Here is a 22,799-nt window from a genome sequence, read left to right as displayed (position 1 = left end):
GTAGCAGGTGCTACGCGCAGTCCGGCCGCGGGAAGCGGGGGTGGTGGGTCACCCCGAGCGCGTCGGTGTCGCATCATCGACCGGGGTACGGCTTTCCGTTTCGGGGGACAAACCGGTCCGTTGGTGAGGCATTCCGACGTTGTCCACAGAAGTGGGGACCGTCTCTCCGGGGCAGTGGCGCGCTCCCTACCGTCGGCGGCATGCCCCTGCACCGTGCTCCTCTTCTTCCCCGCGCGTCGGCGTCGGTGTCCGCCGCGTCGCCGTCTCACGCCTCGGCGCCTGCTGCGTCGACACCGCCTGTGTTCTCGGCACCGGCGCGGCCGTTCGCTCCGTCGGCCCCCTTCCTGCCCGGAACCGCGCAGCCGACTCGTCGCCGGGCCGCCGTGGTCGTAGAGTTCGAGGAACTCGCCGCCCTGGTGGCGGATGCCACCGTGACGGACGTCCTGGTGCTCGGAGGCGTGGGGACGTGGGTCGACCGCGGGACCGGGCTCGAAGCCGTCCAGCCTCGACTGACCGAAGCGCGAGCCCGCGAGCTCGCGACCCGGCTCGTCGCGCTCGGCGGTCGCCACGTCGACGAGTCAAAACCAAGTTTTTGACATATTTTTGACCGGGACTTTGCCAGTTTCGAGGCTGTCAGGGGTGCAACCTCCGAAGCTCGTCCGCCAGCCCGTTCAAGTCGGGCACATGGGCCCACGGCGACTCGTTGGGCTGCGTCCCGTCGGAGAGTACGGCCCAGGCCCGCAGTCCCTCCACCTGAACAGTCCTGCGGCCGAAAAGGTCAGCGTCACGAGCCGGGCGCTCGGACGGCTGTGTACCGAGGAAAGCGAAGAAGGCCTTCTCCATTGCGGTCGGCCCGAGCCCCGGCCCGGCCTGTGTTGCAGCGCGGCTGCACACGGGGCAGAGATAGCCGTAGACCATCTCCGGCCGGCGCTGGCCACCGAGAGACCCCGGCTCCGCTCCGCGAAGCGGACCCCACGCGATGCCCGCGTGCCGTCGCGTGGCGAGCACCGATCCGACCCCGCAGAGCAGGCATCCGCGGAGTGCCGTTCGGAACTCCGTGCCCTCCGGCGGCTGGACCTGCCGCGGTCCGTCCGTTAGGTCGGCGAGCAGGGCAGCGAACGCCTCGTGCAGGCGGTCGCGCTGGTCCTCGGTGACGTGCGCCCAGCGGGCCCGGCTGGGTCGACTCGGATCGACGTCCACGCGGAGTGTGGGGAACAGCAGAGCGGACCAGCGCACGGCACCGCCAACGGCGCGAAGGTGCTCAACCGCGAGGCGCATCGACTTCTGGCCGCCCCTAGTGATGCGGCCTTCATCGAGCCCGAGGACGTCCGGGATGATGAGCAGCGCTTCGAACACCAAGGCGGCGTACCAGCGATCACCGAGCGCACGGGAGAGCTCCGGGTACTCGTCCACCAACGCTTCGGCCCTGGCATTTCGCTTTGCGCATCGGATGCACAAGCTCACGCGGATCTCTTGCTCTCGCTGATCCACGAAGACCGCACCCCCGCGCTTCTGTCGGAACTCTCGCTCCGTCGCGCGCACGGTCTCGACCGGTGCCAGCGGGTCCGTGACCCGGGCTCCGCAGTCGCGGCATCCAATAGGTTCCGCCTGGCCGGTCTGGCCCGCAGCGTGTTCGCCGAGGTAGGGCGTGCTCATCGGCTCGAGTCCTTTCGAACGGTGATTCGGACTTGCTTGGACCCCCTGGTGGTTGGGAGTGACTTGGTGGCGGCACCGGTGGGGGGAGACAGCGGGGCGCGAGCAGCGTCGACTCGCTTCGCCAGAGCGCGGGCCTCCTCGCGCCCGGCGTCGGTCCGGACGCGCTTCGACCACTCGGGCTCGGGTGACTCGAAGCGGGTTGGCTGCTTGATCTTGGCGAAGCCGTCCGAGTGATCGGGCGTTCCGTGACCGTGTGAGTGCTTCCCGCAGTGACAGGCGAACGTCTGCGTGACTTGCCCCTCGGTACTCACCCCTACGGCTCCTCGTGCCGCAAAGCGGCGCGTCGCTGCGCTGTCGATTTCGCGCCACCGGTCGGCCTGCGCGCGGTCGTTCTGCTCGCGCTCGTAGGAGGCACCCGCGGCTGCGGCGTTCTCTCGCTGCACAGAATCCGCGATCTCGGCGGCGGAGTGTGTGACGGGGATGAAGCGGGCGGGGCTCACCGAGCGCTCCTCACGGGGTGCCGGTTGGGGTGGCGGCGGTCCGGCTGCGATGTCTGCCCCGGGATCGAGAGGGCGGGGGAGGGGGCGCCGCTCACCTTCGTTCTCGTCGGGGTGGCGAGCGAGAAGGCGAGGCCCTGCTCGAACCGGACCCGGCAAAGACCCCGGAGTGCCGACGTGCAGTACGCGCCAGGCGAAGCGGCGCACTCGGGACAGGAAAGCGAGAGGGCAGCAGCGATGCGCTGACGGCTCCGGTCGAGGCCGTCGCGCACACGGCGCTCGTCCTTCAGCCGGATGTGCTCGGTCAGCGAAGCGGACTTCAGCATGGGCGTCCCTTGATCGGACGCTCGGCCCTACTGCCAGCAGCGAATGCGTCGGCTGCGAGAGATTCCGCTAGCCGTGACCCGAAGCGTACTACACTGGTAGGCGTGGTTTCGACATCAGGCGAAACCCTGCCCGCAAATAAGGAGTCTGCGATGGCTACTGACGGCACTCTCAACGCGAAGCCGACCGAGCGCACGCAATCGATGACGTCGCGCACGCAGACGTTCTCGTACCAGCCCTCGCGCGCAGCGCTGGCTGCTCGTTCGCTCGCGGCGGTAGAGCGGATCGAGGACCCGACTCAGCGCTACGAAGCGTTCTCCCGCCACATGCGCGAGTTCCCCTCGGTGCTTACGGCGTAGCTGCACGTAGGGCGTCCAGGGCGTCCGGTTCAGGCGGACTCCTCCGCTGGTGCGACTGCAGGCCACGGACCGGGCGCTCTGGACGCCTCGGCGTGTACGCGTCGAACGTGCGGTGTGGGAATCTATTGTGCTCATATGTCCGAAGCGCCCCACCCACGCATCCTGTTTGAAAACGTACCTGAGCATTTGAGGGAGCCCCTCCGGCTCCTTGCGGGCACATACGATTTCGTCGATGACGTTTTCGATATCACCGACATTCATGACTCGGACTGGGACTTGATCGTCTCCTTTGACGACACTCCATACGTTGGTGGGGGAATGCACGCGCTCACCTTTGGAGCACGGGTGCTTCCGTCGTGGGAATGGGGCGGCACCGAGGTCGAACCAACACGCGGCGAGGTGCTCAGTGCGCGGCACGTGTACACACCAATCTCGCTTGATGGGGAAGAGCGGCGGCTACTCGAGCGAACGATCGTGAGTCAGGACCCGGGCCCGCGAGGGAGAGTCGGGTTGATGAGGCTTCCGACCGGATGGACGCCCCTGGTGGTAGCGGGCGAGGAGCAGCTGCCATGGGCAGCCCTACTTGACTACGGAAGTCAGCGGGTATGGGCGCTCCCAAGCGAGACGACTGGACACGTCGAGTGGCTTGCCTTTGTGCTTCGAGCCCTACATGAGACGGACCAAGTTCGCTTCCCCGAGGCTCCGGATTGGCGTCTCGCAGACGAGTGGGCCACTCCCTCGGTTCGATCAGCAACGGCCGCGCTTGCGAGTGTCGAGGAACAGCGGCAGCGAGCGCTTGCCGAACTCGATCGAGAGGAAAACAGCGCGCGTGGCGCCGTGCATGAGGCGAGCGTCGATGCACAGGCCGGGTTCGGCAGGTTGCTGACCGAGCAAAGCAAGCCGCTGGAAGATGCGGTTTCTGCCGTGCTCGAATGCTTCGGGTTCGGCGTGCAAGAAATGGACGAGCATCACACGACGCAAAACGGTGCGAAGCTTGAAGATCTTCGAGTGAGCGTTGCGCGGGAGTCGGAACCCGACTGGACTTGCTTGGTCGAGGTGAAGGGTTACTCGAAGGGCGCGAAGGCGAACGATGTCGCGCAGATCACGAGTAGGCCGCTACTCGTCTTCTACAAGGAAACTGGCCGCGACCCCGATGGCCTATGGCACATCGTGAACTCCTACCGTGAACAGGATCCATCGACACGTCCGGTCGCACTTACAAGTGCCGGGGACCTAGCGGTCCTCGCAAGTGCCGGCGGCTGCTTCATCGACACTCGTGACTTGTTCCGCGCCTGGCGGGACGTGGAGGAGGGCGCGGTCAGCGCTGACGACGTTCGTGCGAGTCTCATGGCGGGTCGAGAGCGCTGGGAGTGGCCCGCGAAGGGTTCGGGCTCTTGAACGGACGAGCATCCGAGGATCGGCAGGAACCAACTCCCATCGCCGGGTCGGACGTGACCGACGACGAGGCGGCGGACGCGGCAGTGGCGAAGTTCCTGGAAGACCTCGGTATGTAGTGATGCACCGTGTCCCGTGTCCACGCGCTCGGACACGGGACACGGCCGTCTCACTGGCCGCCCTGTCCGCCGCTCCGAGAATGTCCCGTGTCCGGTGTCCCTAGAGGGATGAGTGTCCAAGGACACTCACCCTCTAGGACACGGGACACGGGACACTCTCGGCGGTCAGCGGAACTCGGACAGCAGCCAGCGTGTGCCGCGACCGTCAGGAACAGACACGATCAGACCGGACTCAACGAGGCGGTCTCGCGCCTCTCGGCGTGACTTGCCCTCGCGTCCACTACCCGTCAGGTCGGTTCCCGACAGCCCGGATCTTCCTGCCCCTCGAAGGCGATCGAGTACGTCCCGTTCTCCGGCCTCGTCTTGGTCGGACCCAGGCACCGTGCTCGTGCCTGGGTCTTGCGCGGGCTTGGTCGCGCGAGGGAGCAGCCGGAGCATCCGATCGTCGTCCATCGACACCTTGTGCGAGAGGACGACGGGGTCGCCCATCCGCGGAGCGGTGAAGAGTTCGCGGCTGGTCCAAGGGTGCACCGGGAATGCGCCGGCGGCGAAGTACCACAGCCCGTCCCACTCACCCATCGACTCGATACCGTTCATGGGCGTCGGGGCACGGCCCGGACCCACGGCGGACATGGGGGAGTGCAAGACGCCAAGCCCGTTCGGGATGCCTGCCTCCTGCAGTAGCCGACGGAATCCCGACGTCCACGCGCCGTAGCCAGATGTGTTCGACCCGAGCATTGCAGTCACGCCGTCGGCAATCACCGTAAGCGGTGGCACCCGTCTCTCAGTCAGCCCGATGAGGTCGTTCTCCCAACGCTGTCGCACGGCGTCGTCGGTGAGGTCGAATGCCCTCGCTCCTCCCGTTCTCAGAAGGTGCTCCACGACGAGCACGCCGTGCTCTTGCCAATGGTCGTCGTCGGGATCGTGGTAGCACGGCACAGCCTCGCGATAGTCGAACTCGAGGCCCGAACGCAGCAGCTCTTCGTGCACGGCTCCTGGGTTCGTTTCCGAGTTGATGAGCCACACGTCCCGCTCGCGTTCTTCCTCTGTGAGCTCGGCGGGGTCGAACTGGCCGAGGAAGCGGCGCTGCGGGAGGACCAGCGCTGCCGCTAGCTGGCACACGAGCGTCGTCTTACCGACACCTTTGGGGCCGGACAGCGCCGGGATTCGACCGTGATTCCAAAGTCCCGGGATGTACGGCCTCGTGGCGGGCTCATCGGTTGGGTCGAAGATCCGGCGCCGATTCTCGTACGCGCCCGTGATCTCGGCTCGGAGTCGTCGTGCCTCGGCTCCGGACACCGCTCGAGCTTGCCCCGGCGGATCGCCCGGGGAAACAACATGAAGCGGTCCCGCCTCGAACGCCTCGCGTGCCTCTCTGCTGTCGTTCCTGTCCACGAGCTTCGCCCAGCGCCATCCACCCCACTCATCCGGACGAATCGTGAACTGGTTACCGCTCGCATGGAGGAGGAGGACTGTCGGGCGTTCGGCCTCCGGCCTCATGATTCGGTCGCCTTCCGGAGTCGAGCGAGGGCTTCGCGCATCTCCCGGGCGACGGCAGCAGCGCGCGCGGGGTCGATAGGCAGCTCGGTGTGCACGGACCGAGTTTCAATGCCTGCACGTCGTGCAGCGGCGGAGCAGGGGACGCCGCAGTACCTCGGGCGAGGGTTGTTGCGGAGCGGGTAGTAGTCCCGGCCACACCAGTCGCACTTCCGTGGCGTCTTGCTCCGGTGCTTCGCAGCGTGTTCAGGCTGCCACCGATAGCTGCTCATCGGGGGACCTCCGAAGTGCTCGCGAGCGGCGCTGTGCTCAGCAAGGCGGCGACACGGGCCACCTGAGCATCGGAAAGCGGGGGGATACAGCCGACGTCCCGCTGGACCTCACCGTCTCGCCGCTTGGCCTCTCTCGCGGCGATACGGTCGATCACTTGGCGTCACCGTCCTCGATGATCGCCTCGACTTTGACGGGCAGCGGCACCAGCGGAGCGCCGCCAAAGCGGGACCGTCGGCCGTCCCGCATCCGGGGGTTGGTGAGCAGGGCCTGTTCTATCTCGTGCAGGTCGACCAGGACGGTGCCCTCGGCATCGACGTAGCCGCGGACGTAGAGCTTCGTGATCCAGTTCTTGACGGTCTGAACGCTGACCTGAAAGTGGCCCGCGGCGGCGAGCAGCGGGACTGGCTGGCTGGGAGTTGTGACGTTGGCCACGGTGGTTTCCTTCGCGTGAACGAAGTCCCCGGGTGTGTACCCGTTGCCCTGGACAATCCAGGCCCTGTCGTGTTGGCCCCGACAGGCGAACCACCCCGCCCGGCGACAGGTACAGCGATGGCGCTGAACTGCGTGAGGGGAAGGGATCTCGAAGTCAGCGACGCCCAGTCGCCGGCCCGTGGTTCGATCCGCGGGAGGGCTCACATGGCTTGCCTCTTCTACGAGCGCGCCCCTGTGGGGCTGCTGGCTCGCTTGTTCCAGTTTATCGGATTTGGGAGCGAAGCCAACCGGAAGTTTCCCATTTGCAGGGCGCTACGCGGCGCTCTCAGCGGTCTTGAGAGCGCTCGCGGCAGACGACTTGCGAACGCCCCGTTTCGCCCTGCAAACGGCAAATTTCCAGTTGTCAGCTGCAACTTGAAACGTCCAATGTGACCACTATGTAACGAGTTGGTAACGGCGGCGGTACATGTAACGACGTTACGCTAGTCTGAGTGTAACGAAAGGAGGTCCGACGTGATCGAACGGTTTGGTACAGCACCGTACGCGCCGGCATCGAGCGTGCTCGACGTGATCATGGCCAGGCGGAAGGATCCGACACTGCGCTACTTCGACAATGAGGCGCTGGAGAAGCTAGGGATCCGCGAGAGCTTGGTCCCGCGCACCGCGCAGGCGCTTCGTCTGCTTGACCTCCTCACGGACGATGGGTTCGTAACCCCGACCTTCGAGGGGTTAATCTCTGCACCTCCCGGCGACTTGCCTAGGGCGCTCGAGAAGCTGATCCGGCGCGCCTACAAGCCGATCTTCGAGGACCTTGACCCGACCGTCGCGTCAACGAATGCGCTGGAACAAGCCTTCGCGCTCTTCCAACCTCCCGGTCAGCGCTCGCGAATGGTGTCCATGTTCCAAGGGCTGATGAGAGCTGCTGACATGACGTCTGGGGACGACTCAGCCGCTGTGCGGGCGGCGATCGCCGCGGCAAACAGCGCTGCACGGTCCGCTAGCAAATCGGCCGTCAGTCGGGCAGCAGCCGTCGCCACCGAAGGCGCCTCACGTTCAGTCGGGAAGACCACAGTCAATCGGTCGGGCCGTTGGTCGTCAGAGGTGCAGGTGCCGAGGGTGCCCAACTCGTCCGCGGCGCAGCACTCACTGCAACTCGACTCGGGCGGGTCGGTCGACATCACGCTCGATGTCGACCTGTTCGCGCTCTCGAAATCCGACCGCGACTTTGTGATGGACCTCATCGATCGCATCACAAGCTACCGCGCCAATCGCCCGGGATCGTCCCGGGGCAGGTAGCTCCAACTAAAGACTTCTGGCCCGGCACCGTTCCCGCGGTACCAAGCCAGAGAACCGGCCCGAGGGGCTCGGTGGCGACTGTCTAGGTCCCCATCAGCTTACCGAAGTTTCCAGGATGTGCCACATCCGGCTTCTCCTCGGGCGCTTACTCCTGAGGAGGAGACACCACATGAGGCGCATCAGCGACTTCTACGGGATCACTGGATCCCTGCCCTTCGTCGACGTCGACTTGGACGACGACAACCGCTTGTACGTGGACCCCCACGCCATCAGGCTGATGGCGTTGCCGTCACCCTTCGCGCCGGACGCTGTGTCGTGCCTGGACACGTTCTTCGATGCCGTCACCAGTCGGATCATCCTGTGGACGCCCTCGGCGCTCAAGGAGGGTGAGGCGCTGCTTCAGAAGTTCTCCGAACCCCGCGAAACGCGGCTGGGCATGGCCGCTGCTGGGTTCCGTGGACACGGCGGTGCCCTCAAGGTCGGAACGGACATCTGGAACGCCCTCATCGGAGATGTTCGGGCGCTGATCAGGGTCGGCGTCATGAAGCAGGTCGAGGACATCCCGCTCTTTGTCGAAGGCGTCGACAACGACATCACCTCCGATTTGACCACGCGGATCATTTTTGGTCCTCTGGCCGCGTTCACGGCCGACATGATCGTCCGTTACCCGCAGTTCAGGACCGGTGGTGACGGCGTCAAGACCTTTGAGCGACAGGTATGGGACCCGTCGAGCAAGGCTTGGACGACTGCGGAAGTGGAACTGCCGGTCGTGGACGGCGAGCCCCTGCTCCTTGTGCCTGTTGGCTGGGCCCGGCCCAGGATTCTGATGAGCGCCAGGCGTTTTTGGAGCACGACCATCCTCTCGTACGCGCAGCTCGGAACGATGGTGGTCCTGAACGGCAAGGAAGTTCCGACTCCGAAGGACGTGCTCAAGAAGCAGAAGGGGTTCGGCCCGGGTAGGCGTACGAACATCCGGATCACGAAGCAGGCCATCGAATCGACTGAAGACCTCGTGAAGGCCTTCAAGAAGTTCGTGGACGGCAAGTTCTAGATCGACGTCGCGGTGCAGGGTTCGGCCAGCGGGCTGGCTGGATCCTGCACCACTTCATTCGATCTGCGTTATCCGAAGCCGCTCGGCGTCCCACGCCGAACCGCGATTCGTGGCGGGCAGAACCTCGACGCGGAGCACCGTCGAGAGCACCGCGCGCTGCACATCGAGCGGCGCTTCCAGGAACGCCTCGCCGGGATCCGTAGCCCGAAGTACGGGAGACGACGCGGACCGGCTTATGCCCTGCGCGAGCCGGGTGTCTACGTCGGCGAGCTCGGCCTCGACGCGCTCGGTGAACTTCCGCAGCTGAGCTCCGGTGATGTTCCCGAGGGCGTAGTCCGTCTCGAACGCTTCGAGGCGCGCGCTTAGTGCGACTCGGCGCTCGCGGTCGGCCGCGAGGTGTGCGTTCCCGGGGCTCATCGCTGCGACGATCCGAGGGTCGCGCACGAGTTCAGCCACCACGTTACGGATGTGCTCATCGGTCTGCTTCTGTCCGATTGTCAGGTGCGCCGACGACGAGCAGCGGTAGAGGTACCGGCGCTCGTACTTGCGAACGGCCGTGCCACCGTGAGGCGTCGCACGAAGGACGCCGCCGCACGCGTGCTCGGCGCCGTCCTCGCCCACCACGGGGACGCCGCAGCGGTAAATGCCGGACCCGAGCCACTTCTTCTCGGTGCTGGTGTTGATCCTGCGAGCTGGGTCGGTCAGGAGCGATACAAGGGCGCGCCACTCGTCCTCCGGAATGATTGCTTCCCACGAAGCGGGGCCGATCTCCTCGTAGGCGTACGACTGACCGGTCTTGCCCGGCAGGCCGCGCGCGAGAAGGCCCGCGTTCCGCGGCCGGATCAGCATGTCTCGCAGAGCGCCGTACTTCCACTCCGCGGAACGGCCGGTGGTCGGCACGCCCCGCTCGTTCAGCTCGCGCGTCAGGGCGGCGAGAGTGCGCCCTGCGAGGACCGCCTTGGCCGACTCGCGGATGACCTTTGCTTCAGATTCGCGGACGGTCACGCCGTCCTTCTCGAACCCGAACGGCCGGATGCCGCCCCGGTACTTGCCATCCGCTGCGGCCTGCATCTTCGCTCGCTGCACGCGCTCACGACTGTGGTCCACCTCGTGCTGCGCCGCCGCGCCGAGCATGCGCGCGACCATTCGGCCGGCGGGGGTCGCGAGGTCGTACGAGCCCGCCTGTGCGGTCTGGATCTGGAGGTTGTGTGCCTCGGCCACGGTGATGAACTCCTCGAGTTCTGCCGCCCGACGGTGCAGACGGTCCGGGTGCCAGGCGACGATGCCGCGGACCTGTCCGGTCCGCACGGCTTCCAGCATCGCCCGGTACTGCGGGCGCACCTTCCGGCGGTCGTAGGCGCTGATGTCGTTGTCCACGAAGACCGCCACCACGTCCCAGCCGAGGCGGTGTGCGAGAGCGCGGCAGTCAGCCTCCTGGCGGTCGACACCGAGCCCTGCCCCCGCCTTGTCGCGGCTGATCCGGGCGTAGATTGCAGCCGGAAGTCGTTCCGCAGTCGGCTTTGAGGCGTCGGGTTGGTTCATATGTCTATTTTATGGTTTTGACGAGACCACCCCGTGCGCGGACGTCCGGCACGGCGACGGCGTCCGGGTCCACGTCGTCCTTGCTCCGGTGTCCGTCGGCGGCACCGCCGTGTCGATCCGGCTGCCACAGGTCCAGCGACCCTCCCTCGCCACCCTCGAGCGCGGCGGCACCTTCGCGTTCGTCCCACGGTCGGTCGTCGAGGACGCCGTCGCCGCGCGCCGGAACGTCCTGGTCACCGGCGCGACCGGCAGCGGCAAGACCACCCTGCTCGCGGCGATGCTCGGCAACGTCCCCGTCGACGAGCGCATCGTGACGGTGGAGGACGTCGCCGAGCTCCGGATCGCCCACCCGCACGTCGTCGCGCTCGAGGCGCGGCAGGCCAACGCCGAGGGGGTCGGCGCGCTCGGCCTCGACCGGCTCGTGCGCGAGGCGCTGCGGATGCGCCCCGACCGGATCGTCGTGGGGGAGTGCCGCGGCGCCGAGGTCCGCGAACTCCTCTCCGCCCTGAACACCGGGCACGACGGGGGAGCCGGCACCGTGCACGCCAACGGCATCGCCGACGTCGCCGCTCGCCTCGAAGCACTCGGCGCACTCGCCGGCCTCGGTGCCGAGGCGCTCGCCCGGCAGGCCGTCAGCGCCTTCGACCTGGTCCTGCACGTGGAACGACGAGCAGGACAGCGGCGGCTCGGCGGCGTGGGCACGTTGTGCGTCGGCCCGGACGGGAGGCTCGAGGTGCGCCCGGTGGACGGGCTGCGGTGAACCGACCCACACCCGACGGCCCGGCGCGGGTTGCCGGGGTGCTCGACCGGGTGGCGACGCTGGTCGCGGCGGGAGTCCCGCCGCCGCGGGCCTGGCGGCTCGTCGGCGGACTGCCCGGGGCCGGGGGACCCGCGCAGCAGGACATCGTCGTCGTCCTCCGCGTGGCGGACCGGACGGGAGCGCCCGTCGCGGAGACCCTCCGTGGGCTCGCCGGCGCGCTCCGACGCGCCGCCGCCTCGGACCGCGCGATCCGGGTTGCCCTGGCCGGTCCGCGGACGAGCGCCCGGGTCGTGCTCGCGCTGCCGCTCTTCGGGCTGGGCCTCGGTGCGGCCTGGGGCGCCGGAGCCGTCGAGGTCCTGGTCGGTTCACCGGCCGGATGGGCGTGCTCGTGCACCGCGGCGGCCCTCGTCCTGGCCGGTCGGAGGTGGACCGCCCGGCTGGTCCGTTCCGCGACGCCCGACGGCCGCGTCCCCGGGGTGCTCCTCGACGCCTGGGCCGTGGCGGTCGCCGGAGGCGGGTCGTGGACCACCGCCGGGCAGGCCGTCGCCGAGGCATCCGCGGGAGCCGCCGCGCCCGCCGGAGACCTGGACCGGCTGCGGGAGGTCCTCGACCTCGCCCGGCGTGCAGGAGTCCCCGCCGCAGGGTTGCTCCGCCGCGCCGCCGAGGACGTGCGCGACGAGGCCGCTGCCGACGGGCTCGTGGCGGCGGAACGACTGGCCGTCCGACTGGTGCTGCCACTCGGCGTCTGCGTCCTGCCGGCGTTCGTGCTCGTAGGGGTGGTGCCCGTGGTGGTGGGGGTCCTCTCCTCCACGGTGGGCGGTACTGAATGACTTCTCCACAGATGCCACCGTGACCGCCTCGTCGACACCCCGGCCCGGACACGCTGGTCCCACCGAACAGAAAGGACGGACACCATGAGCACCACGTCATCCCCCGGCAACCGCACCCGTCGGACCATCCGCCACCGTCACCCGCGCCCCCTCGTCGCCCGCTGGGGGTCACGACTGCGGGACGACCGGGGATCGGCGACCGCCGAGTACGCGGTCGTCATCCTCGCCGCCGTGGCCTTCGCCGGTGTGCTCGTCGCCGTCATGCGGTCCGGCGAGGTCCAGACCATCCTCACCGACCTCGTCCGTGGCGCGCTCTCGCTGTGAGCGCGGCTCCGTGACCGTCGAGTTCGCGGTGGCGCTCCCCGTGGTGGCGATCGTGCTGACCGCCCTCGTCGCGGCGGTCCTCGTCGTCGACGCGCAGGGCCGTCTGCAACTCGCCGCAGCCACCGCCGCCCGGGCGATCGGGCGCGACGACGAGAGCCAGGGGCGGTCAGCGGCCGACCGGATCGTCCCGGGGGTCTCGGTCGTCGTCCGGTCGGACGGCGACCTGGTCTGCGTCGACGCCACGCGCGGCGCGACCGGTCCCGCCGCGGCGCTCCCACTGACCGCGACGGGGTGCGCCGCGGCCCGAGGGGGTTGACGTGACGAGTCCCGACGGCCAACGCGGCTCGGCGACCGTGCTGCTCGTGGCGGTCCTCGGCGTGGGTGTCCTCGTCGGGTCGTCGGCGCTCGCCGCAGCCGGTCACCGCACGCAGGCCATCCGGGCCCAGGGCGCCGCCGACGCCGCCGCCGTGGGCACCGCGGCGGCCGCCACCGGGCTGGTGCCGGGGGAGCCCTGCGCGGTCGCCACCCGGATCGCCACGGCGAACGGGGCCGCCCTCGACGCCTGCGAACTCGTCGCCACCACGGCCCGGGTCCGCGTGGTCGTGGGCACGGGTCCGTTCGTCGTCAGCGCACTCGCGGTGGCCGGTCCGGCAGGCGACCCGCCCGAACACTATGTGTATGGTGTGCCTGTCGGCCCGCGGTCACCGATGTCCCGGTCGACCCGGACACGCTCGTGGACAGGGCCGATCAGCACCATCGATCAAGGAGACACGTGCCAGGCACGAAGAAGCTCGTGATCGTCGAGAGCCCTGCGAAGGCGAAGACGATCGCGCAATACCTCGGTGACGGATACGAAGTCCAGGCCTCGGTCGGACACATCCGCGACCTCGTCGAGCCGAAGAACCTGCCGGCCGAGCTCAAGAAGGGCTCCCTCGGCAAGTTCTCGGTGGACGTCGACAACGGCTTCGAGCCGTACTACGTCGTGTCCGATGCCAAGAAGAAGACCGTCTCCGAGCTGAAGCGTGCCCTCAAAGACGCCGACGAGCTCTACCTCGCAACAGATGAAGACCGCGAGGGTGAAGCGATCGCGTGGCACCTGCTGCAGGTCCTGAAGCCGAAGGTCCCCGTCAAGCGGATGGTCTTCCACGAGATCACGAAGGAGGCGATCCAGCGCGCGCAGGAAGCCACCCGTGAGCTCGACACCGCCCTCGTCGACGCGCAGGAGACCCGCCGGATCCTCGACCGTCTCTACGGGTACGAGGTCTCCCCGGTCCTGTGGCGCAAGGTCGCCCCCGGTCTGTCCGCCGGCCGCGTGCAGTCCGCCGCCACCCGACTCGTCGTCGACCGTGAGCGCGAGCGCCTGGCCTTCGTCTCCGCCAACTACTGGGACCTCTCCGCCCGGTTCGAGAAGGCCGGCGAGTCCTCCTTCTCCGCGCGACTCGCCCGGATCCACGGCACCCGCGTCGCCTCCGGTCGTGACTTCGACGACCGCGGCACGCTCAGTGGTGACGTCGTCCGGCTCGACCAGGCCGCTGCCGCGTCGCTGACGACGGTCCTCGAGCGCGCCGGTGACGCCACCGTCCGCAGCGTCGACTCGAAGCCGTACACGCGACGCCCGGCCGCCCCGTTCACCACGTCGACGCTCCAGCAGGAAGCCGCGCGCAAGCTCCGTCTGTCCCCGCGACAGACCGCTCGTGCTGCGCAGACCCTGTACGAGAACGGCTACATCACCTACATCCGTACCGACTCGGTCTCGCTCTCGAAGCAGGCCATCGACGCTGCTCGCAAGCAGGCAGCCGACCTGTACGGTTCGGCCACCGTGCCCGACAAGCCGCGTCTCTACGCGAGCAAGAGCAAGAACGCGCAAGAGGCGCACGAGGCGATCCGTCCCGCCGGGGACTCCTTCCGCACCCCGCAGGACCTGCAGGGCACCCTGACCGGTGTGGAGTGGCGCCTCTACGACCTCATCTGGAAGCGCACCATCGCGTCCCAGATGGCGGACGCCAAGGGTTCGACCGCGTCGATCGTGCTCGGCATCTCCTCCACCGAGTCGGTCGAGGGCATCGCGTCGACCGCGAACGGCACCGACGCCGAGTTCACCGCCTCGGGCACCGTCATCACGTTCCGCGGCTTCCTCAGCGCCTACGAAGAAGGCCGTGACGAGGACCGCCACGAGTCCTCCGAGCGTGCCGGCCAGGACGTCGCCCTGCCGAACGTGGCCCAGGGCGAGCACCTCTCGGTCACCGACGTCGAGGCGAAGGGGCACGACACCACCCCGCCGCCGCGCTTCACCGAGGCGAGCCTCATCAAGACGCTGGAAGAGCTGGGGATCGGGCGTCCGTCGACCTACCCCACGATCAGCCCGACGATCATCGACCGTGGCTACGTCTCGCTCCGCGGCACGCAGCTGGTGCCGAACTGGATCGCGTTCAGCGTGGTGCGGTTGCTCGAGGAGTACTTCGGCGAGCTCGTGGAGTACGACTTCACCGCCGAGATGGAAGAAGACCTCGACCGCATCGCCCGCGGCGACGCCGACCGCGTGGACTGGCTCAAGGGCTTCTACTTCGGTGGCGGCGACGACGACCAGCGCGGCCTGCGGACCGTCATCGACAACCTCGGTGAGATCGACGCCCGCGAGATCAACTCGGTCGAGCTCGCTCCGGGCCTCACGCTCCGGATCGGTCGGTACGGCCCCTACATCGAGGTGCCGAGCGACGACCCCGAGAAGCCGCGGCGTGTCAACGTCCCCGAGGACCTCGCTCCCGACGAACTGACCGTCGAGAAGGCGAAGGAACTCGTCGACGCCCCGGTGATCGGGGACCGCGTCGTCGGGATCAACCCGGAGACCGGGAAAGAGGTCCTGGCGAAGGACGGCCGCTTCGGCCCCTACGTCACGGAGCGCACCCCCGAGCCCGAACCCACCGTGGACCCGAAGACCGGCGAGGTCGTCGAGGCGCCCGTAGCGGCGGAGGCCCCGGCGGCCGAGGCAGCTGCGGCGACCGCGACGAGCGAGACGGCGACGGCGAAGAAGGCCCCCGCCAAGAAGGCGCCCGCGAAGAAGACGACGAAGAAGGCCGCGGCGCCGAAGGAACGCACCGCCTCGCTCTTCAAGTCGATGGACCCGCAGACCGTCGACCTCGAGACCGCGCTGAAGCTCCTCGACCTTCCCCGCGTCGTGGGTCAGGACCCGGAGACGGGCAACGACATCACGGCGCAGAACGGCCGGTACGGGCCGTACCTGAAGAAGGGGACCGACACCCGGACCCTGCCCGGCGAGGACGCGATCTTCGACATCGACCTGCCCGGTGCACTCGAGCTGTTCGCGCAGCCGAAGTACGGCGGCAACCGCACCGCGAGCGCCGCCCTCAAGGAGTTCGACGCCGACCCGGTGTCCGGCAAGCCGATCAAGATGAAGGACGGCCGGTTCGGCCCGTACGTCACCGACGGCGAGACGAACGCGACCATCCCGAAGGGCGAGGACGTCGAGGCCGTCGACCACGCCCGCGCGGTGCAGCTCATCGCCGACAAGCGTGCCAAGGGGCCGGTCAAGAAGAAGACCCCGGCTCGTCGGACGGCGGCCAAGAAGAAGTGACCGGTCGCTTCATCACGCTCGAGGGCGGCGACGGCGCGGGCAAGACGACCCAGGCGGAGCTGCTCTCGGCGTGGCTCGGTGCGCACGGCCGGACCGTGGTGCGCACCCGCGAACCCGGCGGCACGGACCTCGGCGTCCAGATCCGGCAGATGGTCCTGCACGAACGGGGCCACGTCGCTCCCCGGGCCGAGGCGCTGCTGTACGCGGCCGACCGTGCCCAGCACGTCGAGACGGTCGTCCGTCCGGCGATCGCCCGTGGCGAGGTCGTCCTGCAGGACCGCTACATCGACTCGTCCGTCGCCTACCAGGGCGTCGCGCGCGGGCTCGGCGCCGAGCAGGTCCGCTCCGTCTCGGAGTGGGCAGCGGACGGTCTGGCACCGGACCTCACGATCCTGCTCGACCTCGACGTCACTGTCGGACGCGCCCGGGTGGCCGCGGCACGGGGGGACACCTTCGACCGCCTCGAGTCCGAGGCCGCGGCGTTCCACGAGTCCGTCCGTCAGGCCTTCCTCGAGATGGCCGAGGCTGAGCCATCGCGCTTCCTGGTGGTCGACGCCTCGGACCCGACCGACGCCGTGCAGGACGCGGTCCGTCGAGCGGTCGCTCCGCTCGTCGGGATCGACCCGGCATGACGGTGGTCACTGACAGGATGGTCCCGTGAGCGTGTGGGACGGCCTGACCGGGCAGGAAGAAGCGGTCGCGTCGCTGCGCAACGCGGCCGAGTCGACCGACGGCACAGGTGGCATGACGCACTCGTGGCTCATCACCGGCCCGCCCGGGTCGGGTCGGTCGAACGTGGCGACCGCCTTCGCCGCGGCGCTCGTGGGCAACGGCCCCGACGACGACCACACCCTGCGGCAGATCACCGCGAAGACCCACCCCGACGTCTCGGTGCTCACCACCCAGCGCGTGATCATCACGATCGACGAGATCCGGCAGCTCGTCACCTCGTCGTACTACTCGCCGTCGGTCGGGCGCTACCGCGTCGTCATCATCGAGGATGCCGACCGCATGACCGAGCGCACCTCGAACCTGCTGCTCAAGGCGCTCGAGGAACCCCCGGAGCGCACGGTCTGGATCCTCTGCGCCCCGAGTGAAGCCGACCTGTTGCCGACGATCCGGTCGCGCGTCCGCTCGGTACGCCTGCGCGTGCCCGGCATCGAGTCCGTCGCCGACCTGCTCGTCGCCCGGACCGGTGTCGACCGCGCCCTCGCGATGGATGCTGCTCGTCAGGCGCAGAGCCACATCGGCATGGCGCAGCGCCTGGCCACGAGCGAGCCCGCACGTGACCGCCGACGCCGGACCCTGACGACCGTGCTCGGTGTGCGGAGCGTGGGTGACGCCGTCATGGCGGCCGCCGAGCTCCTCGCCGTCGCCGACGAAGACGCCAAGTCCATCACCGAGCAGCGCGACTCCGAAGAGCGCGACGCGGCCCTGCGCTCGCTCGGGGTCGAACCCGGCGGGACGATCCCGCCGGCGCTCCGGTCACAGCTCCGCGCCCTCGAGGACGATCAGAAACGCCGTGCGACCCGCAGCCTGCGCGACGGCCTCGACCGGATCCTGGTGGACGTCTCCTCGCTGTACCGCGACCTGCTCCTGCTGGGGCTGGGAGCCCCGGCGGAACCGGTCAACCTGGCCATGCGAGACCAGCTCGAGCACGCGCTGCCGACGACACCGCCCGCTGCCGCGCTCGAGGTCCTCGACGCCGTCGCCCTGGCGCGCCAGCGCATCGCGGCCAACGTGGCGGCACTCCTGGCGCTCGAAGCACTGCTCGTCACCATCGCCCGCGCCCGCCGCTGAGGCACGGCGTGCGACAATCACGGCATGCCCGACGCTGAACCCGGCCTGCGCGAACGGAAGCGCCGCGCCACCCGGCGCGCCATCCAGCAGGCTGCGCTCCGGATCGCCCTCGAGGACGGCCTCGGCGCGGTCACGGTGGACGAGATCTCCCGGAGAGCCGACGTCTCGCCGCGGACGTTCTTCAACTACTTCCCGAGCAAGGAGCAGGCGATCCTCGGGGACGACCCGCAGCTGCCCGACGACGCGGCGTTGCGGGCGTTCGTCGACGGTGGTCCGAGCGGTGACCTGCTCGCGGACATCGGCACGCTGCTCGTGCACTCCACGCGCGAACTGATCGAGGAGCGCGGGCTCATCGAGGAGCGTCAGCAGGTCCTCCGCGCGAACCCGGAGCTGTTCAGCCGTCGGATGGCGTCCATGAAGGAGTTCCAGGCGGAGCTGCAGGCGGCCGTCGCACGGCGGCTCGAAGACGCCGACCCGGAGCTCGCCGCGGACCCTGAGGCGCTTCGTCGCCGCGCCGGTCTCGCGGCCATCGTCGCCCTCGCCGCCCTGCGCCACGCATGGTGGGAGTGGTCGGGTTCCGAAGCCGGGACACACCTGGTCGACGAGCTCGAACGGTCCTTCGCCGAGCTCGGCGTGCTGGTTTCGCGTTCACTCGTCTGAACCTGTATAGTCATTGCTCGTGCCACTCCGGACATGGAGTGTGCGCCGCCTTAGCTCAGTCGGTAGAGCGATTCACTCGTAATGAATAGGTCGTCGGTTCGATTCCGACAGGCGGCTCCGTGAACACCCCGGTCAGGTCCACTCGAAGTGGCTCTGACCGGGGTTTTCGTATTCCGGACGAATCCGTGTCCCTCGCCCGAGGGGCAGACGTCGGGCGTGATCGCGGGCTAGCCTTGTCCGCGATACGGGGGACACGATGACCGACCACCAGCCCAGCGCTCCACCGGCGATGACGCAGTGCTGAAGCGTGTCCTGGTCATCGTCGTGGTCGCCGCCACCGCCGGAGCCCTCGCGGTGACCGCGGCAGCCGTGCCCGAGTCCGTCGCGACGTCCGCGTCGACCTCGTCGCCGAGCACCGGTTCGTCCGCGACCCCGACGGCGTCCGCGACCGGCCCCGCGTACCTGGCGGACCGCGAGCCGACCTTCTCCGAGGACTTCGACACCCCCGCCGCAGCCGGCGGCCCCTTCGCCGAGACGTACCGGAACTCGTGGCAGCCGTACCCCGACGGCACCGGCGGCAAGTACTACTCGAACGAGGTCGTCAGCGCCCACGACGGCTACCTGGACGTCGCGATGGACGGTGAGCACGGTGCTGCCGGAACGTTCGGCACACCCACCGGCGCGTGGTCACACGTCGGCGGCACCTTCAGCATCCGAGCGCGGGCGACCGGCGGAGACGGCAACGGGATCGCGGTCATGCTGTGGCCGACGTCGAACGCCTGGGCCGACGGCGAGTTGAGCTACCCGGAGGGACAGTTCGACGGGTCGCCCCGTGTCTTCCACCACTCGATGCTGCCCGGGCTGGAGCGCCGCTTCGAGCACTACAACACCCGGGTGTCCTGGAACGAGTGGCACACCTACACGACCGAGTGGGTGCCGGGCAAGAGCGTCAGCTACTACCTCGACGGCAAGCTCGTGTTCACGGTGCCGCGCAACGTCCCCACCACTCCGCACCGTTACATGTTCCAGACCGGCAACTGGGGCGACCCGGGGCACGTCCAGATCGACTGGGTCCGCACCTACGACAGGTGAGTGACCAATCCCCCCGGACGGGGGCTCCGAATCAGTCCGGTCGTACGACCCGACACCCGTGTGCTCGCGTCGATGACCCGAACCTCGACGCGGGCGCGCGGACGGGAACGATCCCCGTTCTGGGGCTGCCCGACGGGCTCGGTGCGGTCCACGATGAGAGGGAACACGTTCCGTCGTCACCGAGAGGTCGTCATGCTGCTGTCCCTGGTCTACATGAGCGCGGCGAACGAGGTGTTCGACCAGGAGCGGCTCGACGCACTGCTCGAGCACGCACGGGTCCGCAACACCGCGTCCGGCCTGTCCGGTCTGCTCGTCTACAAGGACGGCCGGTTCATGCAGTTGCTCGAGGGCCCCGAGGCGGCCGTGCTCGAGACGTACCAGCGCATCATCGACGACCCGCGGCACACCGATGTCGGTCTGCTGGTCGAGGAGCGCATCCACACCCGGCGCTTCGGCGAGTGGAAGATGGCGTTCCACCGCGAACCGGACGCCGACCTGCCCGACGGCTTCGACTCGTTCCTCGCCGAGGGCGACGCGAGCGCCGACACGAGCCGTGCCCGTGAGCTCCTGCGCTGGTTCCGCAACCATCCGATGGCCGCCCCGGACGCGGCGCTCGGCAAACACCGCCGCTGACGACCCGAGGCGTCCACCGCCGCTGACAGCGCCGCCGCGGCCCACCTCGCGCTGGTAGACAGGACCCATGACGGTTCGCTGGGGAGTCATCGGCACAGGCGGCATCGCACGGTCCTTCGTGGGTGACTGCACCGCGGCCGGCATCGTGTTCACCGCCGTGGGCAGCCGCACCCGCGAACACGCCGAGGCCTTCGCCGCGGAGCTCGGCATCGAGCGGTCCCACGGTTCCTACGAGGACCTGGTGGCGGACGAGCGCATCGACGCGGTCTACGTCGCCACCCCGCACGTCCGGCACGCCGAGGACGCCCTGCTCGCGATCCGGGCGGGCAAGCACGTCCTGGTCGAGAAGGCCTTCACGATGACCGCGGAGGAGGCCCGTACGGTCGTCGACGCAGCTCGGCACGCGGGCGTCGCGGTGATGGAGGCGATGTGGACCCGCTTCCTGCCGCAGATGGCGATGATCCGCGAGATCGTCGCCGAGGGTCGGATCGGTCGCCCGATGGTGGTCGAGGCGACCCACCACCAGGCCCTCCCGACGGACCCGGGTCACCGGCTGCGCGACCCGGCACTCGGTGGGGGAGCGATGCTCGACCTCGGGATCTACCCGGTCTCCTTCGCGGTGGACGTGCTCGGCGTGCCGACCGCACTCGTCGCAGCGGGCACGCTGAGCGAGCAGGGCGTCGACGAGCAGATGGGCCTGGTGATGACGCACCCGGGCGGCGCGCAGTCGATGATCCACTTCGGGATGGACCTGCGGAGCCCGAACACGGCGTCGATCATCGGCGAGACCGGCCGCATCGACCTCGACTCCACCTGGTACACGCCGACCACCTGGCGGATCCGCGACCGCGACGGCGCCGTGGTCGAGGAGTTCGACGGTCGCGAGGAGCTCGCCGGCTACGAGCACGAGGCACGCGCCTTCGAGACGATGATCACGTCGGGCCGCCACGACGGCGGCCCGATGGACCCGGACGAGACCGTCGCGATCATGGCGGTGCTGGACGAGGCACGTCGCCTGGTCGGGGTCCGGTACCCCGCCGACGGTCCCGGCACGGCTCCCTGATCCGGCACCCGTCCTCGACGGATCCCGTCCCCGGCCTGGAGGCTCCTGCCGCAGTTCCGTAGGATCGGTCACGATGTCCGAGCAGCAGCCCACCACGCGTTCCGTCCCGGAGCGGTTCCGCGCCGCCGTCACCGCGGTGCGCGCCTCCGCCGCACGACGCCCGGTCCCCTGGATCGCGGGTGGTCTCGCGGCGCTGCTCGTGGTCGGCTCCGGTGGTGCCGTCGCCGTCGCAGCGGCCACGACCCCCGACTCCCGGACTGCCGCCGCGCCGAGCTCGACCCGGACCGCGTCCTCGGCTCCGGACCGGACGACCACCACGAAGCGCCCGACGGCGAAGCCGTCCCCGACGCCGACCGCCGACGCCCGCGCGGTGCCGGACGACCTCGCCGGCCCGTCCGCCCTCCGGACCTGCTCGATCGCGACGGCTGCGTCGGCGAGCGGCCTCGGCGACTTCGAGGGGTACGTGATGGACGCCGAGACGGGCAAGGTGCTGTTCTCGAAGCACGGCGAGCGGGCCGCCCAGACGGGCAGTGTCATGAAGACCCTGACGTCGGCGACCGCGCTCTCCGTGCTCGGGGGTGACCACCGCATCCCGACGACCGTCACACGGGAGTCCGCGAACACCGTCGCCCTGGTCGGGCACGGTGACGCGACGCTGTCCGCCGGCGGCGGCACCGTGTACCCGGGCGCCCCGACCCTCGCCCAGCTGGCACAGCAGGTGAAGGCGAAGGTGGGTGCCGCCCCGGTCACCACGATCGTCACCGACGACTCCTACTGGAGCGATGCCGACGCCTGGGACCCCACGTGGCCGGTCTCCGAGCGCACCATCGGGTACCAGCCGGAGGTCACCGCGCTGATGGTCGACGGCGACCGAGCGAACCCCGCAGCGGCGACGTCACCGCGGTCGGAGGACCCGGTCGGGCGGGCGGGCGTCGCCTTCCGCACGGCACTGGCGAACGCAGGAGTCGCGGGCGCCGGTTCCGCGCAGATCGTCAAGCGGGCGACGACGGGCACCGAGACGATCGCCACGGTGTCCTCGCAGCCGGTGTCGACGCTCATCGGGCAGATGATCCCGAACTCGGACAACACCCTGGCCGAGATGCTCGCCCGGGTGTCCTCGAAGGAGTCCGGGTCGAACGGCTCGGCGGCGTCCCTGTCGTCCGTGTACCAGTCGGCGCTGCGCTCCTACGGCCTCGACCCGGCCGGCATCGTGATCAAGGACGGCTCGGGCGAGAGCGCCTCGAACGCCGTGTCACCGGAGTTCGTCGCCCACCTGATGGTGCAGGTCGCCTCCGGCGCGAAGGGCCTCGGCACGCTCGCGAACGCCCTGCCGGTGTCCGGGCAGTCCGGTACCCTCGCCAGCCGGTTCACCGGCGCGAACGCGGTCGCCCGTGGCAAGGTGCACGCGAAGACGGGTTGGATCGACAGCGCGAACACCCTCGGCGGCTACATCGACGCCGCCGACGGGTCCCGGTTGACCTTCGCCTTCTACGCCATCGGTTCGCCGCGTGCGGCGGCACTGCCGGCACTCGACGCGGTGACCGCCGCGACCTACTCGTGCGGGAGCAAGCTCACCGGCTCCTGAGCCGACGGGTGTTGGATGG

General features: G+C 69.2%; 22 protein-coding genes and 1 tRNA gene. 19 read left to right on the top strand and 4 right to left on the bottom strand.

Annotated elements, in window-relative coordinates; translation table 11 throughout:
* Positions 1 to 200: 200 nt before the first annotated feature.
* Positions 201 to 596, top strand: coding sequence for a hypothetical protein (locus ORG17_RS11775; protein ID WP_214525974.1), 396 nt, complete (start codon positions 201 to 203; stop codon positions 594 to 596).
* A gap of 37 nt (positions 597 to 633) precedes the next feature.
* Here the strand turns inward: ORG17_RS11775 and ORG17_RS11770 are convergent, their stop codons facing one another.
* Positions 634 to 1,656 carry a hypothetical protein gene (locus tag ORG17_RS11770; protein WP_214525973.1) on the bottom strand — a complete coding sequence of 341 codons (1,023 nt, stop codon included), beginning with the start codon at positions 1,654 to 1,656 and terminating at the stop codon, positions 634 to 636.
* A 973-nt stretch (positions 1,657 to 2,629) separates the two neighbouring features.
* On the opposite strand from ORG17_RS11770, the gene ORG17_RS11765 reads away from it, so the two are divergent.
* Both ORG17_RS11765 and ORG17_RS11760 read left to right on the top strand, forming a co-directional pair.
* On the top strand, positions 2,630 to 2,836 hold the full coding sequence (locus ORG17_RS11765; protein ID WP_214525972.1) for a hypothetical protein: 207 nt from the start codon (positions 2,630 to 2,632) through the stop codon (positions 2,834 to 2,836).
* Positions 2,837 to 2,971: 135 nt separating this feature from the next.
* On the top strand, positions 2,972 to 4,234 hold the full coding sequence (locus ORG17_RS11760) for a hypothetical protein (RefSeq protein WP_214525971.1): 1,263 nt from the start codon (positions 2,972 to 2,974) through the stop codon (positions 4,232 to 4,234).
* A 281-nt stretch (positions 4,235 to 4,515) separates the two neighbouring features.
* On the opposite strand, the gene ORG17_RS11755 is transcribed toward ORG17_RS11760, so the two are convergent.
* On the bottom strand, positions 4,516 to 5,850 hold the full coding sequence (locus ORG17_RS11755) for an AAA family ATPase (protein WP_214525970.1): 1,335 nt from the start codon (positions 5,848 to 5,850) through the stop codon (positions 4,516 to 4,518).
* 420 nt (positions 5,851 to 6,270) lie between these two features.
* Entirely contained in the window at positions 6,271 to 6,552 is a 282-nt protein-coding gene (locus ORG17_RS11750; RefSeq protein WP_214525969.1) for a hypothetical protein, read from the bottom strand.
* Positions 6,553 to 7,065: 513 nt separating this feature from the next.
* Between ORG17_RS11750 and ORG17_RS11745 the strand changes: the two genes are divergently transcribed.
* Positions 7,066 to 7,848, top strand: coding sequence for a DUF5343 domain-containing protein (locus ORG17_RS11745; RefSeq protein WP_214525968.1), 783 nt, complete (start codon positions 7,066 to 7,068; stop codon positions 7,846 to 7,848).
* A gap of 169 nt (positions 7,849 to 8,017) precedes the next feature.
* Complete coding sequence (locus ORG17_RS11740; protein WP_214525967.1) at positions 8,018 to 8,899, top strand: hypothetical protein; 882 nt, start codon at positions 8,018 to 8,020, stop codon at positions 8,897 to 8,899.
* Positions 8,900 to 8,953: 54 nt separating this feature from the next.
* Here ORG17_RS11740 and ORG17_RS11735 read toward each other — a convergent pair whose 3' ends face one another.
* Positions 8,954 to 10,441, bottom strand: coding sequence for a recombinase family protein (locus tag ORG17_RS11735; RefSeq protein WP_214525966.1), 1,488 nt, complete (start codon positions 10,439 to 10,441; stop codon positions 8,954 to 8,956).
* Here ORG17_RS11735 and ORG17_RS11730 point away from each other — a divergent pair.
* The 14 genes from ORG17_RS11730 (at position 10,389) to dacB (ending at position 22,780) form a co-directional block, all read left to right on the top strand.
* Positions 10,389 to 11,201, top strand: a complete 813-nt coding sequence (locus ORG17_RS11730; protein WP_307859264.1) for a CpaF family protein — start codon at positions 10,389 to 10,391, stop codon at positions 11,199 to 11,201. The genes ORG17_RS11735 and ORG17_RS11730 overlap by 53 nt on opposite strands.
* A complete protein-coding gene (locus tag ORG17_RS11725; protein ID WP_214525965.1) occupies positions 11,198 to 12,031 on the top strand; it encodes a type II secretion system F family protein in 834 nt (277 codons plus the stop codon). Before ORG17_RS11730 ends, ORG17_RS11725 begins: the two co-directional genes overlap by 4 nt.
* 84 nt (positions 12,032 to 12,115) lie before the next feature.
* Entirely contained in the window at positions 12,116 to 12,355 is a 240-nt protein-coding gene (locus ORG17_RS11720) for a DUF4244 domain-containing protein (RefSeq protein WP_027466407.1), read from the top strand.
* A 10-nt stretch (positions 12,356 to 12,365) separates the two neighbouring features.
* Positions 12,366 to 12,671 carry a TadE family type IV pilus minor pilin gene (locus ORG17_RS11715; protein ID WP_173034573.1) on the top strand — a complete coding sequence of 102 codons (306 nt, stop codon included), beginning with the start codon at positions 12,366 to 12,368 and terminating at the stop codon, positions 12,669 to 12,671.
* Between the two features lies 1 nt (position 12,672).
* Positions 12,673 to 13,152 carry a hypothetical protein gene (locus ORG17_RS11710; RefSeq protein ID WP_214520536.1) on the top strand — a complete coding sequence of 160 codons (480 nt, stop codon included), beginning with the start codon at positions 12,673 to 12,675 and terminating at the stop codon, positions 13,150 to 13,152.
* Positions 13,128 to 15,947: a type I DNA topoisomerase gene (gene topA, locus ORG17_RS11705; protein WP_214525964.1), complete on the top strand. Its 2,820-nt coding sequence runs from the start codon at positions 13,128 to 13,130 to the stop codon at positions 15,945 to 15,947. The genes ORG17_RS11710 and topA overlap by 25 nt, the downstream gene beginning before the upstream one ends.
* Positions 15,944 to 16,579 (top strand): dTMP kinase, encoded by a 636-nt coding sequence (tmk, locus tag ORG17_RS11700; protein WP_027466410.1) that lies wholly within the window; start codon positions 15,944 to 15,946, stop codon positions 16,577 to 16,579. Before topA ends, tmk begins: the two co-directional genes overlap by 4 nt.
* 25 nt (positions 16,580 to 16,604) lie before the next feature.
* On the top strand, positions 16,605 to 17,747 hold the full coding sequence (locus ORG17_RS11695; protein WP_027466411.1) for a DNA polymerase III subunit delta': 1,143 nt from the start codon (positions 16,605 to 16,607) through the stop codon (positions 17,745 to 17,747).
* A 24-nt stretch (positions 17,748 to 17,771) separates the two neighbouring features.
* A complete protein-coding gene (locus ORG17_RS11690; RefSeq protein WP_214525963.1) occupies positions 17,772 to 18,407 on the top strand; it encodes a TetR/AcrR family transcriptional regulator in 636 nt (211 codons plus the stop codon).
* Positions 18,408 to 18,451: 44 nt separating this feature from the next.
* A tRNA-Thr gene (locus tag ORG17_RS11685) sits at positions 18,452 to 18,524 on the top strand.
* Between the two features lie 180 nt (positions 18,525 to 18,704).
* On the top strand, positions 18,705 to 19,499 hold the full coding sequence (locus ORG17_RS11680; protein ID WP_214525962.1) for a glycoside hydrolase family 16 protein: 795 nt from the start codon (positions 18,705 to 18,707) through the stop codon (positions 19,497 to 19,499).
* Between the two features lie 192 nt (positions 19,500 to 19,691).
* Positions 19,692 to 20,132, top strand: a complete 441-nt coding sequence (locus tag ORG17_RS11675) for a BLUF domain-containing protein (RefSeq protein ID WP_051596899.1) — start codon at positions 19,692 to 19,694, stop codon at positions 20,130 to 20,132.
* A gap of 67 nt (positions 20,133 to 20,199) precedes the next feature.
* The gene (locus ORG17_RS11670; protein WP_214525961.1) at positions 20,200 to 21,195 is read left to right on the top strand and encodes a Gfo/Idh/MocA family protein; all 996 of its coding nucleotides are present in this window, start codon (positions 20,200 to 20,202) and stop codon (positions 21,193 to 21,195) included.
* Between the two features lie 73 nt (positions 21,196 to 21,268).
* Complete coding sequence (gene dacB / locus ORG17_RS11665; RefSeq protein ID WP_214525960.1) at positions 21,269 to 22,780, top strand: D-alanyl-D-alanine carboxypeptidase/D-alanyl-D-alanine endopeptidase; 1,512 nt, start codon at positions 21,269 to 21,271, stop codon at positions 22,778 to 22,780.
* Positions 22,781 to 22,799 lie beyond the last annotated feature (19 nt).

It is taken from the genome of Curtobacterium flaccumfaciens pv. betae, from assembly GCF_026241855.1.
In the GTDB taxonomy this organism is placed as follows: domain Bacteria; phylum Actinomycetota; class Actinomycetes; order Actinomycetales; family Microbacteriaceae; genus Curtobacterium; species Curtobacterium flaccumfaciens.
This window is presented reverse-complemented; position numbering and strand designations above follow the sequence as displayed.

What these genes read in the sequence shown, in the direction of transcription:
- ORG17_RS11670 (WP_214525961.1), top strand. Translation starts at nt 20,200, where the DNA reads ATGACGGTTCGCTGGGGAGTCATCGGCACAGGCGGCATCGCACGGTCC.
- ORG17_RS11770 (WP_214525973.1), bottom strand. Translation starts at nt 1,656, where the DNA reads ATGAGCACGCCCTACCTCGGCGAACACGCTGCGGGCCAGACCGGCCAG.
- dacB (WP_214525960.1), top strand. Translation starts at nt 21,269, where the DNA reads ATGTCCGAGCAGCAGCCCACCACGCGTTCCGTCCCGGAGCGGTTCCGC.
- ORG17_RS11675 (WP_051596899.1), top strand. Translation starts at nt 19,692, where the DNA reads ATGCTGCTGTCCCTGGTCTACATGAGCGCGGCGAACGAGGTGTTCGAC.
- ORG17_RS11735 (WP_214525966.1), bottom strand. Translation starts at nt 10,441, where the DNA reads ATGAACCAACCCGACGCCTCAAAGCCGACTGCGGAACGACTTCCGGCT.
- ORG17_RS11765 (WP_214525972.1), top strand. Translation starts at nt 2,630, where the DNA reads ATGGCTACTGACGGCACTCTCAACGCGAAGCCGACCGAGCGCACGCAA.
- ORG17_RS11755 (WP_214525970.1), bottom strand. Translation starts at nt 5,850, where the DNA reads ATGAGGCCGGAGGCCGAACGCCCGACAGTCCTCCTCCTCCATGCGAGC.
- ORG17_RS11760 (WP_214525971.1), top strand. Translation starts at nt 2,972, where the DNA reads ATGTCCGAAGCGCCCCACCCACGCATCCTGTTTGAAAACGTACCTGAG.
- ORG17_RS11690 (WP_214525963.1), top strand. Translation starts at nt 17,772, where the DNA reads ATGCCCGACGCTGAACCCGGCCTGCGCGAACGGAAGCGCCGCGCCACC.
- ORG17_RS11720 (WP_027466407.1), top strand. Translation starts at nt 12,116, where the DNA reads ATGAGCACCACGTCATCCCCCGGCAACCGCACCCGTCGGACCATCCGC.
- ORG17_RS11775 (WP_214525974.1), top strand. Translation starts at nt 201, where the DNA reads ATGCCCCTGCACCGTGCTCCTCTTCTTCCCCGCGCGTCGGCGTCGGTG.
- ORG17_RS11740 (WP_214525967.1), top strand. Translation starts at nt 8,018, where the DNA reads ATGAGGCGCATCAGCGACTTCTACGGGATCACTGGATCCCTGCCCTTC.